A 15,468-nucleotide genomic window follows, 5' to 3' on the forward strand; every position below is an offset into this window, starting at 1 on the left:
CTGAGTTGTCAATTACTTAAAAGATAATAACAATGAAATTAAGTCTATTAACTCTGTGCCTTGGCGTAGTATTAGCTGCACCAATTGCTGCAAAAGAAACAAGCCAAAAACGTTCTGCTGGCGAAATCATTAAAACCGCAAGTAGCAGTGAGTGGCGAAAAGTCAGTGCCGAAAACGTTATTAAATTAACCTTACCTACAGGCGCTGCTTATATCGAACTAAACGATAAACTAGCGCCTATTCACGCAAATAACATGCGACAGCTTGCCAAAGAAGGGTTTTATCAAGGCCTGAGTATGTATCGCTTTGTTGAAGGATTTGTTGCGCAGGGCGGAGATGCCAGCGAAAGTAAACCTGTTAAAAATGCAAAAAAAGGGTTACCTGCTGAGTTTTATCTACGCACCGAGGCTCCTTTAGCGATTACAGAGCTTAAAGGGCCTGATGGCTATGCCGCTAAAACGGGCTTTTTAAATGGCTTTGCTGTGGCACAAAACCAAAGCCAAACCGAAACATGGCAAGTACATTGCCCAGGAATTTTTGCTATGGCCCGCGGTAATGATATTAATTCCGGTGGTACCGAATTTTATGTCACCATCGGTAATAGCCAGCGCTATTTAGACCGTAATATCACCGTGTTTGGTCGTGTTTTAGAAGGCATGGAGCACTTTAATCTATTGCAGCGTAAAGCCACTGAAGGTCAGGCATTTAATCCCATTACAGATATGCAAGTATTAGCAGATATTAAAGACACAGATAAAAGTGAGTTTCGGGTGATGAAAACAGACTCAAATGCGTTTAAAGCCCTTATTGAAGCGCGTAAAAATCGCGTAGAAGCATGGTTTGTTGAAAGCCCTGATTACATCGACGTTTGTGCCATGCCAATTCCAACCGAACGGATTAAATAAAGCCATGACCACCTGATAGATTATTTGATACAATATCAGTCTATTGGTTAAGAAATATAAGGGTATCGGGTGGTTAACCTAGGTCCGCTGTTCGGCGAATTAAAAACGTGTTTACGCAAAGATCAATTCATCTTCAAAAAACGCCTACATGGCATCAAAAAAATCAACGATGAAACTAAGCAAGCGAGCATAGCGCAAAAAATAGCAGAAGATATTAGCCGTTCGCAGCAATTACGCGAGCATCGTTTGGCTGCCTTGCCTAAAGTGACCTACCCAGAGCAACTTCCTGTTAGTCAAAAGAAAGATGACATTAAACAGGCGATCGCCAATAACCAAGTGGTGATCATCGCCGGTGAAACAGGCTCAGGTAAAACGACGCAGATCCCAAAAATGTGTTTAGAGCTTGGCCGAGGTGTTGACGGATACATTGGTCATACTCAACCTCGTCGACTCGCGGCTCGAAGTGTCGCGAATCGTATTGCAGAAGAAATGCAATGCGAGTTAGGCCAACAAGTGGGCTTTAAAATTCGCTTTAGCGACCAAGTTTCTGACAATAGTTACATTAAATTGATGACAGACGGTATTCTGCTGGCTGAAATTCAACAAGATAGGTACCTAAATCAATACGATACCATCATCATCGATGAGGCCCACGAACGCAGCCTAAATATCGATTTCATCTTAGGCTATTTAAAAAATTTACTGCCAAAACGCCCTGACTTAAAAGTTATTATCACCTCAGCAACAATTGACCCTGAGCGTTTTTCTAAACATTTTGATAATGCGCCAATCATTGAAGTATCTGGTCGTACATTTCCCGTAGAGGTTCGGTACAGACCAACCACTGAAATCAATAAAGACGACATGGAAGCAGATGGTGACCAACTACAGGGAATTTTTGATGCAGTCGATGAGCTTTGCGATGAAGGCCCCGGCGATATTCTGATTTTCATGAATGGTGAACGAGAAATCCGTGATACCGCCGATGCGTTATCGAAGCGAAACCTCAAAGGCACGGATGTTTTACCGCTATATTCGCGTTTATCAAACGCTGAACAAAACCGAATTTTTGCGCCGCACAGTCGCCGTCATATTATTTTAGCCACCAACGTTGCTGAAACGTCATTAACGGTGCCGGGTATTCGCTATGTTATCGACCCAGGTACCGCGCGTATTAGCCGCTACAGCTATCGAACAAAGGTACAACGATTACCGATTGAGCCAATTTCACAAGCCAGTGCTAATCAGCGTAAAGGTCGTTGTGGTCGTATTGAAGCAGGTATCTGTATTCGTTTATACAGTGAAGAAGACTTTAATTCGCGACCAGAGTTTACCGATCCTGAAATTTTACGCACCAACTTAGCTTCTGTTATTTTGCAAATGCTCGGCTTGGGACTTGGCGATATGCAGCAGTTCCCGTTTGTGCAAGCGCCAGATAGTCGCAATATCAACGATGGTTTAACGCTACTTGAAGAACTCGAAGCAATTAAGCCTGCTAAACGTCATAAAAAGACGGAACTCACTAAATCAGGCAGAAGTTTAAGTCGCTTACCTGTTGACCCGCGCCTAGCAAAAATGGTGCTCACGGCTGATGGTTTAGGCGCACTGCGTGAAGTGATTATTATTGTTGCAGCATTGTCGATTCAAGATCCAAGAGAGCGACCACAAGAAAAACGCGGCGCAGCGGATGAAAAGCATGGCCGCTTTGACGACCCTGATTCAGATTTTATCGCCTTTTTAAATCTCTGGAATTACCTTGAAGAGCAGCAATCTGAATTGAGCAATAGCCAGTTTAGAAAGTTATGCCAAAAGGACTTTTTAGCCTATATGCGTATCCGTGAATGGCAAGATATTGTTTATCAGCTATCAACGGTGTGCAATGAAATGGGCATGAAGGCCACCACCAATGTTGCTGATAGTGACCGAATCCATCAATCTTTATTAAGCGGTATGTTAAGCCATATTGGTTTTAAAGATGAAAAACAAATCTATAAAGGCGCCCGTAATAGCCAGTTTCATATTTTCCCAGGTTCTGGATTATTTAAAAAGAGCCCAAAATGGATTATGGCGGCGGAGCTTGTCGAAACCAGTAAGCTTTATGCTCGCATCAACGCGCGTATAGACTTGAAATGGGTGGAAGGCTTTGCACAGCATTTAGTGAAACGCAGCTACAGTGAACCGCACTGGGAGAAAAAGCCGGGTGCAGTTATCGCGTTTGAACAGCAAACCTTGTATGGCCTATTAATCGTTAATAAGCGCCGCTGTGTGTATAGCAATATTGATCCGAAAGTAAGTCGCGAGTTATTTATTCGCACCGCCTTGGTAGAGCAAGAACTGGGTCAAAATGAAGGTTTTTTACAATATAACCAAGAATTAATTGAAGATATTCAAGTTCTTGAAAATAAATCACGTCGCCGTGATATCTTGGTTGATGAACAAACCTTATTTGAATTTTACGACAAGAAAATTCCGCAAGATGTAAATAATCGTGCCGCGTTTAATAAGTGGTGGAAAGGGCAAAAGCAAAAAGATAAGCGCTTTTTGCATATGTCTCGAGAAGAGTTAATGCAGCATGGTGCCGATCATGTCACCGAGTTTGATTACCCTGATACTTGGCAGCAAGAAAACTTATTATTACCACTGGCTTATCATTTTGACCCGGGCCAAGCCGTTGATGGTGTGGCGGTACAAATTCCGGTGGCACTGTTAAACCAAGTACAAGAAACTGGCTTTGATTGGCATATTCCAGCATTTCGACATGAGTTAATTTGTGCGCTGATCAAATCACTACCAAAAACAATTCGTCGTAATTTCGTGCCTGCACCAAACTATGCCGATGCGGTACTCGCTGCAATCGAGCCAATGCAAGGTAACTTAATTGATGCAATTAGCACGCGTTTATTGCGTATGACTGGGGTGCGTGTTGAGCCTGATGCATGGGATTTATCAACCCTTGCTCCGCATTTACGGCTGCAGTTTGAAGTGCGCGATGAAAACGATAAGTTACTTGCTCGCGGTTTAAATCTGACTAAGCTTAAAGCTCAGTTGCAAGGTAAAGTGACGGATACTTTATCTAAAGTAGCTGACAAGGGTATAGAGAAAGCTGATTTGACCGAGTGGAGTTTTGGTGAGTTACCAAGCTCTTACGTGAAAAAGCAAGGTCAATACGAAATTAAAGCATTTCCGGCGCTGGTGGATAAAAAAGATTCAGCAGCAGTTGAGCTATTTGATAATGAACACAAAGCACAGCAGGCGCACCAACAAGGTTTACGCCGCTTGGTATTATTAAACGTGCCATCACCGATTAAATATTTACAGCAAAACTTACCGAACAAATCTAAATTAGGTTTGTACTTTAATCCGTTTGGTAAGGTGAATGACTTAATTGATGACTGTATCGCAGCAGCCGTCGATAGCCTATTAACTAAATATGGCAACATCCGCACTGCAGAGTCATTTGAAAAGGCCAAAGAGCAAATTCGCGGCGAGCTTGGTGACACAGTTGTTGAGATTGCCACCCAAGTAGAGCAAGTGCTGAGTATAGCTCATGGCTTAAATAAACGTATGAAAGGACGCGTTGATTTAACCATGATTACGGCGCACGGTGATATTAAATCACAGTTACAAAGCTTAGTGTTCAAAGGCTTTGTGAGCCAGCACGGCGCAGCAAAAATGATGGATTTAATTCGTTACTTAAAAGCTATTGAACGCCGCTTAGAAAAGTTACCGGTTGATCCTAATCGTGATCGTTTATGTGTATTAGAGCTTGAAAAAGTGGCCGAGCAATATCAAAAACTTACTAACAAAATTCCAAAGGGGATGCCTGTACCAGAAGAGATTTCAAATATCTTTTGGATGCAACAGGAGTTGCGCGTTTCTTTATTTGCACAAACACTGGGGACACCCTATCCTGTATCTGCAAAGCGTGTACTAAACGCAATTAAAGAAAGTGAGTTATAATTAGTGTAAAGGTATTATGGTGAGGGTGAATCCTCATCAAATTTAGTCAAATACGTAACTACTAAAAGGAGAGAGTGTGGGCATTGAAAAGGAAAGACCGATTTCTATTCCTGAGCGCAGCATAAATCGGCCTCAACAAACTATCTTAATTGTTGATGATGAATATTTTAATTATGAGATGCTCAAAGCAAGTTTAGGAAATGAGTTTTCGCTAAGTTACGCGAATTCAGGGGCCTCTTGTTTAACATCGGCTATTGCTGAGCCCCCTGATGCAATCCTTTTAGATGTATGTATGCCTGGCCTTGATGGTTATGACACGTGTCGATTATTAAAAAATACACCTGAAACAGCAAAAATTCCTGTGGTTATGGTGTCTGGACTTGAGACAGAGCTTGAGAAAAAAGCGGGTTTTGATGCCGGATGTGACGCCTATGTAGTGAAGCCATTTTCTGTTAAAACACTTATTGAGAAAATAAAAACACTGGTATAGGAGGCCATATGTTTCATGAGGAGAAACGTGACTTTCGCCGTATGCAAATTCACACCCCTGCAAAGTTAATTCCGCTAGAAGGCGGAGAGGGCAAAGAAGTTGCTGCAATTTGTACAGATTTAAGTGCCACAGGGTTAGCTGTGCAGCTTGATGATGTATTAGAAATAGGTAGCTTGTATCGAGTGTTAATTGCTTCTACAAGTACAGCAATTACTTCGTTTGATGCCACAGCCAAAGTTGTGCGAGCAACCAAGGAGCAAGATGGCTCCTTGAGTGCCGGCTTAGAAATTGTAAGTTTTAACTAGTAAACTTTACAGATCAGGCCTTTAAGATAAAAGCCTTCTGGGTAGCTGCCAGCAATTGGGTGGTCGGCAGCTTGGTTTAGTCGCTCCATGATCAATAAGTCTTTACCTGCATCAAGGGCAGCATCCGCAACCACTTTTTGAAATAAGTTTTGTTCCATTAATCCAGAGCACGAGAAGGTGAGTAAGGTTCCACCTGGTTTTAAGATTTGCATCGCAATCATATTGATATCTTTATAACCACGACACGCACCCGTTAATTGCGCTTTGTTGTCAGCAAATTTTGGTGGATCCATAACGATAGTATCAAATTGCACACCTTCATCACGGTATTGGCGTAATAACTTAAAGACATCTTGCTTCACAAAATCAACTTTAGATAAATCGAGGTTGTTGTGCTCAACGTTACGCTTAGCAGTATCAAGCGCTGGCTGTGACACATCCACGTTAGTAACGTGCTTACAGCCACCACGTAACGCATAAAGCGAGAAAGTACCTGTGTAGCTAAAGCAGTTTAATACTGTTTTGTCTTTAACAAAGCGCTCAAGAGCAGCACGACTATCACGTTGGTCTAAATAAAAGCCTGTTTTGTGGCCTTCAAGAATGTCTACTTCGAGTTTAAGGCCATTTTCTTCGATGATGACAGGTTCTGTTGGTTCCTTACCCCAAAGTAGGCCCTTGATTGGCTCAAGACCTTCTTTAGTGCGAACATCAACGTCTGAACGTTCATAAATATCGCAACCTGGGAAAATAGCCATCAGTGCAGCAACAATTTCACCTTTATGGCGTTCTGCACCGGCACTTAGTAGTTGACAAACAAGTACATTATCAAATTTATCGATAGTAATACCAGGTAGGTAATCAGACTCAGCAGCACTTAAACGAAAACCGGTTAAACCGCCTTCGCTGATCACCTGCTCACGGGCAGCATAGGCACGGCGCAAACGTTTTTCAAAGAATGCTTGGTCAATGATTTCGTTTTGATCAAAACTCCATACACGAGCTCGAATTTGCGATTGCGGACTGTAAGCAGCAATGGCTAAAAACTTACCGTCATTGTCATAGATAGTGACAGTATCCCCTAGTCCTGGCTTACCTTTTACTTTCTTAATGGCTTTTGAGAACACCCATGGGTGTTTTCTTTTTAATGATTTTTCACGTCCAGCTTGCAGGTAAATAGCAGATGACATAGGGATTCTCGCGTCAAACAAAAGGGGGCATAGTTTAATGAAGCACTGGCAAACATACAATGAATGTTTTGAACAAATCCAGCAAGCACGCTAAAGTAAGCATAATTTCAATTAGTTAATGGTAATAGCCTGTATATGCAGCCAGAAATAGACTTTGCAGCTTTAGAAACTCAGTGTCGAGATTTTATTTTGTCTTTACTCCATGCCGATGTCGCACACGATATAAGTCATATCGAGCGTGTTGTGAGGGTTGCAAAACAGTTATGTATTGCCGAGCAGGCAGAAATGGCAGTGGTGTTACCAGCTGCTTGGTTACATGATTGTGTTGCGGTTGCAAAAAATCACCCTGACCGTGCAAAAGCATCGACTATGGCTGCAGACAAAGCGTTGAGTTTTTTAGCCTCAATTCATTATCCTGAGCAGTATTTTAGCGCAATTCATCATGCTATTGCGGCACATAGTTTTAGTGCCAATATCAAAGTACAAAGCGTCGAAGCGCAAATAGTGCAAGATGCTGATCGAATGGATGCATTAGGCGCAATTGGGGTAAGCCGCTGCATGAAAGTAGGGGGCTCAATTGGTCGCTACCTGTATCATAAAGACGATCCATTTTGTTTAAACCGCGAACCAGACGATACAAAATATACCCTCGATCATTTTTTCATTAAGTTGTTACACATCAGCGAGAGTATGAACACGCCATCAGCAAAGGATGAGGCTAAACGACGCACAGAATACATGCTCGCATTTTTAGAACAGTTGAAAACTGAGATAGGGGAGTAACATGGCTATTCCTTCACTATCTGGAGTTGATCACTGCCATTTAAATGTTGATGATTTAGCGGCTGCAGTAAAGTGGTATCAACAAGTACTTGGTTTTAGTGTGGTACCTGAACTCGCTTTTTGGGATGAAGGAAAAGGCCCTTTAACTTTAGAAGATCAAGCAAAGACGATTCGTTTGGCGCTATTTGAAGCAGAAGGCACAAGTAAAGGAATTGCCTTTGGCGCAGATGCAGCACAGTTTTTAGCGTGGCTTGAGCATCTAGCTCAATTTGATATTAAAACCGTTGTTGCAGATCATGGTGTTACTTACTCAATGTATTTTAAAGACTGTGCCGGTAACAGCCATGAAATTACTTCTCACGATTATGAAGCAATTAAAAAAGGCCTCAAATGAGGCCTTAAATACACTATTAGTTGCTATAAGTGTTTTTGATTTCTATGATGCTGTCTATTTGACCGATAAATAAATCTATAAGTTGTGGGTCAAAATGCTTACCTGCTTCGTCTTTCAATAAGTCGATGGCTTCTTCAACTGACCAGGCTTTTTTGTAAGGGCGCTTCGACGTCAATGCATCAAATACATCTGCAATTGTGACAATACGTCCTTCAATACTGATCTCTTCGCCTTTAAGGCCATACGGGTAACCTGTACCATCCCATTTTTCATGGTGTTCAAGCGCAAGCTTATGAGCGAGCTGTAATAATGGCGAACTTGAGTTTTCTAGAATTTTAGCGCCAATGAGAGCATGTTGTTTCATATGCTCATACTCTTGCTCATTTAAACGTCCTGGTTTTAAAAGAACAGCATCAGGAATTCCTATCTTGCCGATATCATGCATAGGCGCTGCTTGCCTAAGCTGCTCTGCTTCATGCTCACTCATACCATAGGCAAGTGCTAATATTTTACTGTAACGGCTCATACGAGAAATGTGCTCGCCAGTGTCGGTGTCTTTGTATTCTGCGGCGCGGCCTAAGCGTTGGATCAAATCAATATGCGCCAGTTGTAACTGTTCAGCATGAACTAACGATAGATGGTTTTTTACACGAGCCTTTACGATCGCAGGGCTAATTGGTTTGGTAATATAATCGACTGCACCAAGGGCAAAGCCTTCAGATTCATCTTGCTCATGAGAGAGCGCGGTGACAAAAATGACAGGAATATGCGCTGTTTTTGGGTTTGCTTTTAATACTTTACAGACTTCAAAACCAGTCATATCTGGCATCATGATATCCAGTAAAATTAGCTTTGGTGGTTCATTTTCAACAAGCTGCAATGCAAGCTCGCCAGACTTAGCAAATGATAGCCGGTAATCTTTAGAGAGCACTTCTCTGAGGACTTTGAGGTTTGCAGGTTCGTCGTCGACTACAAGAATTCTTTCACGTTCTGAAACGGGAGTCATTTGTGTTCCTTAGCAGCTAAGAGGCATTGCTTTAACTCAGTTAAAGCCTGCATCGCTGCATCAAAATCAAAATTATCAAAATGCGCACAAATTTCAACAACCCTGTCTTTATACTCCGCTGGGGCCTCTGTTTGAACAAGGTTTAATAGTTCATCGTCTATTTCTGCGTGTTCAGCTTGCGTGAGCAGTTTATTAACTTTAGCTATTAATGCGCCTATGGGAATAGCGTGCTCCAGTGGTTGATCAACTTTTGACTGGTTAAGGTCCCCAAGCTGAGAGTAAAGAATACGCCATTCTTGTTCACACTCGTCAATCAGTGCAGCAAAGCTATCCTTTTCACGCTCTTTTTCAGCTAAAGTCAGTAGGTCTAATAACTTTGCAAGTGCTAAATTCCCTGCAACACCTTTTAAGGTATGTAAAATTGATTTTTGCTCTGCTTCGCTGAGTGTGGATCCCTTAAGTCGTAGAATACTATGTTGGTGGTTAGCTAGGAATAAGCCAATTTCAGTATTTAGCTTTTCTTTCGAACCCCACAATAACACCCCTTTATCGTAGTTTATGTGTTTTTTATCATTACTTTCGTAGTAATCATGGGTAGTACTAATGTCTAAACCAAGTACTTTGGCTATTTCATGATTTAGTTGACTAATGTCCACAGGTTTATTCGCAAAGCCATTCATGCCAGCTTCTTTAGTTGTCAACTTATCTTGTTGAAGAACGCTTGCGGTGAGGGCGATAATTGGCGTAACCTTTATTTGTTGTATTTGCTCTAATTCCCGTATCTTCTTACACGCGGTTAAACCATCACACTCAGGCATATGAATATCCATTAAAATGACATCGAAAGTTTGCTTTTCGAACGCTGCAATAGCCTCAAAACCATTGCTTGCGGTTGTGATAGTATGACCTGCCTGCGATAACAAGATTTTAAGTAGCTCGATATTTTGCTCAATATCGTCAACAACTAAAATTCGTAAAGGTGGTAAGGTGAGCTTACTGTGATTAAGAATATCAACTTGTTTTGCATCTCCCTCTTGTAAGGGGAGCGTGAAATAAAAACAACTACCTTGTCCTTCATCGCTAATTACATTGATAGTCCCACCCATTAATTCAACTAATTGCTTGCTGATAGTCGTACCAAGACCTGTGCCTCCAAAACGTCGAGTCATTGTGCCATCAGCTTGCTCAAATGGTTGAAAAATAGCATTTAAACGGTGTTTAGCAATACCAATACCTGTGTCTTTAATTTCAAAGAAGAGTTGATTATTTTGCGTTTTACTGACGCTGACTGTCACAGAGCCTTGCTCTGTAAACTTGATAGCATTGCCTAGCAAGTTATTCATAACTTGGCGAATACGTATTTCATCACCGATATAAACAGGTGCAACATCGTCGTTGATCTTCAGATCAAGCAGTAAATTTTTTCGCTTTGCTTCAAGCCAAAAAGTAGAAACGATGTTATCGAGCAGTGTCTGTAAATTAAAATGCTCAAGTTGTATGTCGAGTTTGCCCTTTTCTAACTTAGCAGAATCTAATACTTCATTAAGCAAGTGCAGTAATGAGCGTGCTGACTTATTAACGGTAATAATATGCTTTTGCTGTTCTTTACTTAATGGGCTATCCATTAAAATATCACTAAAGCCAATAATAGCATTCATAGGTGTGCGAATTTCATGACTCATATTTGCCATAAATGATTGCTTCGCATGAGCCGCAGCCTCAGCTTCTTGTTTTGCTTGCTTTAGTGATTCTTCATATTCATGACGAGCCGTGATATCGATTAATACACCATCAATGCACTTTTTATCAGTATCGACAGTTTCGTTTACTAATCCTTGCTCTAGTAGCCAGATAATCTTACCGTTGCGATGGCGAATGCGATATTCAACGGCGTATTGAGTGTTGTTTACTGCAGCATTTGAGATAATTTCATTAATAGATTGTTTATCATCGCCATGAATGATTTGCTCAAAATTAATTCGACCTGAAACAAACTCATCAGGGCTGTATCCCGTTAAATCTAAAACGCTGGGGCTAATAAACAGCATGCTCCAGTTTTCGTCTAATAGGCACCGAAATACAGCACCCGGCATATTATCCATCAAGGTGCGGTATTGTTTCTCTTTTTCTTCAAGACTTTGCTGCAAAGCACGCTGTTCTGTTAGATCAGTAATAAAACCGACAAATAGTGGCTCTTTGTCTGGTTGTTTTACTTCGCCAAGCCCTAACCGGATAGGAAATAAGTGTCCATGCTTGTGTTTAGCATAAACATTTCGGTTTACCCCGATGATTTTTTTAACTTCATGATTACTGCTATTTGATAAGTAGTCATCATGTTGGGCTGCAATATCATCATTCATTAGTATTTTTACATTTTTGCCTAACACTTCGTGTTGCTGCCAGCCAAAAATGTTCTCTGCTGCTTTATTAAAGCTCAATATCACTCCTTTGATGTTGATAGTCACAATACCATCAACAGCAGTGCTTAAAATGGCTTCTAGACGAGATTCTTCTGCAGACTTTTCAGCGAGTAGCAAGCGAAAACGCACCATACCGTTAAATATTCCGACTAGAGTGGTAAGTAATACGGTGGCGAATGAGACGCTAATTGCAATAAAAACCAGCTGCGATGTTTGGACATTTTCAGATAGCAGAGGGGATGTGGCTACAAACCGAGTTGCAGCCATACCCATGTAATGCATTCCTGATACTGCAAAACCAAATATAATGGCGCAAATAAGGCGATTTTGGAGCGCTGATAGTGCCTTGAAGTGATCACTCAAATGAAAACGTGAATACAATCCGATAAAAGATAAAAGGACAGCAACAATTATGGAGGCTGAAAACCAGCTAGGGTCATAGCGAAGCAGAGGGCTCAGCTCCATTGCAGCCATGCCTGTATAGTGCATTGTGCCAATACCTGCTCCAAGTAAAACTGATCCCAAGGCCAATTTAATTGCACGCGGAATACCCGACATATAATGGCGCCTGAAGATTGAAAAGCATATGTAACAAGCTAAAAATGCCGGTAGGAAGGATAAAAATGTGAGTGTGGGGTCGTAATTAACTGTCGTGCACAGAGAAAAAGCGAGCATACCGATAAAATGCATACTCCATATCCCACCAGACATTACTAATGCGCCCGTTGCACTGCCTAACCTTTGGTACGAGATAAACTCAGTCTTGTTTGCTAAATCTATAATATAAAGTGAAAAATAGGCGGCAAAAATAGCTGTTGCGATTGAAAGCGTCACTAATGTGGGGTCGTAGATCCCATTAACAATTAAGCTGGGATTTTGATCGGTTATAAAAAACGTATTTATCATCATATTTATTCGTCACTGCCTTTATAACTAGTCTAATATAAATTGTTAGTTATTTTGAGAAAATACTCTAACTAAACTTCGTAGGTTTTAATTCCTTGGCTATATTTAGTTAAAAAGGAGTATTTTGAGGTGGTAAATGCGTAGAACTGAACAGACTTTAGTAGACCAAATGAAAATTAATGACGTTGAAATTCAGCACAGAATGAGTTTACTGGGGCTCACTTCGAAAAGTTTATCATCACTAATTAATTACAAACCAATTATTGAATCAGCGATTGAAGATGTGGTGAGTGATTTTTATAAAAAGCAAACAGAAGTCGATGAAATATCATTGTTAATTGGTGATGCCGATACATTAACCCGATTAAGAGATGCGCAGCGTCAATATATTATTGATTTATTTTGTGGTCGCTATGAGCATGAATATGTCAACAATAGACTAAGAATTGGTATGGTTCACAAACGTATTGGGGTAGAACCTAAACTCTATTTGTCGGCAGTTTGTACGCTTAAAGAACTGATCTTTGATGTGCTTAGAGATAAGATTAGTGACCACACTGAATTACAACAAACTCTAACGGTTATTGATAGATTAATTTATTTTGATACTACCTTAGTGTTTGATACTTACATAGATAGCTTAGTTGGAGAGATTGAGAACGCAAAACGTCGAACAGAAGTCTACGCAAAAGGACTTGAAGAAAAGGTCGCACAACGAACTCAAGAGCTTGAAAAGCTGGCTAAACTAGACCCTCTTACGAACCTTTATAATCGACGCGTAATGCAAGAGCTTTTACAGCGTGACTTAGCAAGAGCTCGGCGCCATAAATCACCGCTTACAATTGTCTATTTTGACTTAGATGACTTTAAATCAATCAACGATACGCAAGGCCATCAAAAAGGTGATGAAGTTCTTAAGTACATAGGCCAATATTTGTTGGAAAATATTCGTGAAATAGACGTTCCATGTCGTTACGGCGGTGATGAATTTTGCATCATTTTGCCAGATTGTGAAGTTGCTAGTGCAACCCATATCTGTGAAAAGCTAATAGGTATTTTTGAGGAGCAGTATCCGGAATTACATTTAAGTGTTGGCATAATCGCAGCCCCACTTGATAGCACTGTTGATGCAGAAGAACTAATTAACCGAGCAGATAAAAAAATGTATCAAGCTAAAAAGCACGTTGGTTCATACATTATGCTTTAGCGAGTCATACGTTTTACGAATACAACCACAAACAAAGCGAGAGAAAAACTACCACAAAACGCTTCTAATGCAGCAATAAATCGTGAAAAACCTATGGGAGTTATATCTCCGTATCCAAGCGTTGTGAATGTTACTACACTAAAGTAAAAACTATTCAATAAGGCAGATAAGTTGTCTTGCCAAGTGTTATCAAGGCTAAGTTGCAAAATTGTATCGCTATAGCTGACACCGAATAGAAAGTAACAAATTGCGCAGCAGATTATCAGCGAAAGGCTAAAGCGAATAACGTTTTCAGGCTTTTCACCATACCCACAAAGCATATCAATAAAACTCGACGTAATTTGTTTTGTTGATCCTTTTGGATATTGGGCATGGCGCATTCTAAGCTCTTTATAAGTAAAGTTGCCAGCCAGTTCAAAAAGTCCTTGGTTTTCAGATGCCTTCCTTAAGTTTCGATATATCTCTTCGGATTGTTCGAATAAGTCACGAGCTTCATCATACTGTCTATTTTTGCGAGCTTTAATGGCCTGTGCTTCTTGCAGTAAATGGTCGCCTAAATCGATATTGTCAATACGACTATCATTAAACTTAACCCCTAATAAGTTTGTATTCTTTAAATCGCAATAATGTAAGCTGGCATCGTGAAGATTTGCTTTCATTAATGATGCGTTAGCGATTTTGTTATTAAAAAGGTGTGCGCCTGATAGGTTTGCTCGATAAAAGTTACAGTAGGATAGGTCATATCCCTCCTCATCATCCTGCTTAATAAGATTAAGACCACTGAGGTTAGCGCGCTTTAGCTGTAACCCATGCAGTAAACCACCTTTTTTCGCATAACGCTCTAATTTCTGGGTTAGATCTAGTCCTGACTTATCAAACTTACTATCGTGCCAAAAACAGAATCCAGACCCCATATCGGTTTCCAAGCATTTCTTTCCTGAAGGCGAGGTATAACTACAACAAGGTTTATCAGACATAAACATGAAAATTATTTGTTGGTCATCTTTATAGATTAGCAGTTATTTTACAGGGTAAAATGGAATCCATACTTTTTATTAATTGAATTGGCTTATATTTGTTGAACTACACCCTAAAGCGCAGTAAACGCAGAACCACAGTGGCTATTAAAGTTGCTGAACAGAAACTCACTGTTTATGCGCCTTTTTATGTTCCACAAACTGAGATTGATGCCTGGTTAAAGACCAAGCAAGATTGGGTCGATGAACAAATTGCCAAACAATCCATTCATGCTGAACGCCGCCAACTTCCTCTTGTAAACGCGGCGATTAAGTTATTTGGACAAAATGTGCCGATAGTATTTGCTAAAGGCACTAAAAGCACTTGGCAACAAGATGCACAGTGTCGGCTTATTTTATCTATTTCATCACGGGTCAAACATCAAGAAGCAAACTATTTAGCACTGCTCGAGCAGTTTTTACACGAAAAGCTAGAGAGTTATATCGAAATGCGTGTTCATGATTATTGTTTGCAGATGTCTGAAGCTCTGCCCACAAAACTTAAAATTCAACATTATAAACGTCGTTGGGGAAGTTGTAATAAGCGTCGAGAGCTGACCTTTAATTTACATTTAGTGAGTGCACCGACATGGGTGATTGATTATGTGGTTGTACACGAACTTGCTCATCTTAAACATATGAATCACAGTGCTAAGTTTTGGCAACGTGTTAGACAGTTTTATCCAGACTATAAAAACGCTGAGCAATGGTTGAAACAAAATGGCAGTAGTTTGAGTTGGTAGCGATAAGCTAGAAAGAGTAAAGCTAGAAAGAGTAAAGCTAGAAAGAGTAAAGCTAGAAAGAGTAAAGCTAGAAAGAGTAAAGCTAGAAAGAGTAAAGCTAGAAAGAGTAAAGCTAGAAAGAGTAAAGCTAGAAAGAGTAAAGCTAG

The 15,468-nt window shown here is 40.5% G+C and carries 12 protein-coding genes and 1 pseudogene; 9 read left to right on the top strand and 4 right to left on the bottom strand.

Annotated features, from left to right (window positions below; translation table 11 throughout):
- Positions 1 to 32: 32 nt before the first annotated feature.
- The 4 genes from NH454_RS16840 to NH454_RS16855 all read left to right on the top strand — a co-directional run bounded on the left by NH454_RS16840 (position 33) and on the right by NH454_RS16855 (position 5,660).
- Positions 33 to 905, top strand: coding sequence for a peptidylprolyl isomerase (locus tag NH454_RS16840; RefSeq protein ID WP_235383607.1), 873 nt, complete (start codon positions 33 to 35; stop codon positions 903 to 905).
- Positions 906 to 974: 69 nt separating this feature from the next.
- Complete coding sequence (hrpA, locus tag NH454_RS16845) at positions 975 to 4,865, top strand: ATP-dependent RNA helicase HrpA (RefSeq protein WP_253039712.1); 3,891 nt, start codon at positions 975 to 977, stop codon at positions 4,863 to 4,865.
- Positions 4,866 to 4,947: 82 nt separating this feature from the next.
- Positions 4,948 to 5,355 carry a response regulator gene (locus NH454_RS16850; RefSeq protein WP_295511596.1) on the top strand — a complete coding sequence of 136 codons (408 nt, stop codon included), beginning with the start codon at positions 4,948 to 4,950 and terminating at the stop codon, positions 5,353 to 5,355.
- Positions 5,356 to 5,363: 8 nt separating this feature from the next.
- Positions 5,364 to 5,660, top strand: a complete 297-nt coding sequence (locus NH454_RS16855) for a PilZ domain-containing protein (RefSeq protein WP_253039713.1) — start codon at positions 5,364 to 5,366, stop codon at positions 5,658 to 5,660.
- On the opposite strand, the gene NH454_RS16860 is transcribed toward NH454_RS16855, so the two are convergent.
- Positions 5,657 to 6,847 carry a class I SAM-dependent methyltransferase gene (locus NH454_RS16860; protein ID WP_199527404.1) on the bottom strand — a complete coding sequence of 397 codons (1,191 nt, stop codon included), beginning with the start codon at positions 6,845 to 6,847 and terminating at the stop codon, positions 5,657 to 5,659. The genes NH454_RS16855 and NH454_RS16860 overlap by 4 nt on opposite strands.
- A gap of 135 nt (positions 6,848 to 6,982) precedes the next feature.
- Between NH454_RS16860 and NH454_RS16865 the strand changes: the two genes are divergently transcribed.
- Together NH454_RS16865 and NH454_RS16870 are read left to right on the top strand one after the other, a co-directional pair.
- Positions 6,983 to 7,630: an HD domain-containing protein gene (locus tag NH454_RS16865; RefSeq protein ID WP_253039714.1), complete on the top strand. Its 648-nt coding sequence runs from the start codon at positions 6,983 to 6,985 to the stop codon at positions 7,628 to 7,630.
- A gap of 1 nt (position 7,631) precedes the next feature.
- A complete protein-coding gene (locus tag NH454_RS16870) occupies positions 7,632 to 8,024 on the top strand; it encodes a VOC family protein (protein ID WP_135925323.1) in 393 nt (130 codons plus the stop codon).
- A gap of 16 nt (positions 8,025 to 8,040) precedes the next feature.
- Here the strand turns inward: NH454_RS16870 and NH454_RS16875 are convergent, their stop codons facing one another.
- Both NH454_RS16875 and NH454_RS16880 read right to left on the bottom strand, forming a co-directional pair.
- Positions 8,041 to 9,030: a two-component system response regulator gene (locus tag NH454_RS16875; protein ID WP_138558592.1), complete on the bottom strand. Its 990-nt coding sequence runs from the start codon at positions 9,028 to 9,030 to the stop codon at positions 8,041 to 8,043.
- Positions 9,027 to 12,356 carry a PAS domain S-box protein gene (locus NH454_RS16880; RefSeq protein ID WP_253039720.1) on the bottom strand — a complete coding sequence of 1,110 codons (3,330 nt, stop codon included), beginning with the start codon at positions 12,354 to 12,356 and terminating at the stop codon, positions 9,027 to 9,029. The genes NH454_RS16875 and NH454_RS16880 overlap by 4 nt, the downstream gene beginning before the upstream one ends.
- Positions 12,357 to 12,492: 136 nt before the next feature.
- Between NH454_RS16880 and NH454_RS16885 the strand changes: the two genes are divergently transcribed.
- On the top strand, positions 12,493 to 13,563 hold the full coding sequence (locus tag NH454_RS16885) for a GGDEF domain-containing protein (RefSeq protein WP_135925317.1): 1,071 nt from the start codon (positions 12,493 to 12,495) through the stop codon (positions 13,561 to 13,563).
- Here NH454_RS16885 and NH454_RS16890 read toward each other — a convergent pair.
- Positions 13,560 to 14,540: an ion channel gene (locus NH454_RS16890; protein WP_199527407.1), complete on the bottom strand. Its 981-nt coding sequence runs from the start codon at positions 14,538 to 14,540 to the stop codon at positions 13,560 to 13,562. The genes NH454_RS16885 and NH454_RS16890 overlap by 4 nt on opposite strands.
- A gap of 101 nt (positions 14,541 to 14,641) precedes the next feature.
- On the opposite strand from NH454_RS16890, the gene NH454_RS16895 reads away from it, so the two are divergent.
- Both NH454_RS16895 and NH454_RS22460 read left to right on the top strand, forming a co-directional pair.
- A complete protein-coding gene (locus tag NH454_RS16895; protein ID WP_253039716.1) occupies positions 14,642 to 15,322 on the top strand; it encodes a SprT family zinc-dependent metalloprotease in 681 nt (226 codons plus the stop codon).
- Positions 15,323 to 15,341: 19 nt separating this feature from the next.
- Positions 15,342 to 15,468: pseudogene (locus tag NH454_RS22460) on the top strand (pentapeptide repeat-containing protein); the annotation flags it as partial.

The organism is Pseudoalteromonas sp. Ps84H-4 (assembly GCF_024124645.1).
Taxonomy (GTDB): domain Bacteria; phylum Pseudomonadota; class Gammaproteobacteria; order Enterobacterales; family Alteromonadaceae; genus Pseudoalteromonas; species Pseudoalteromonas lipolytica_C.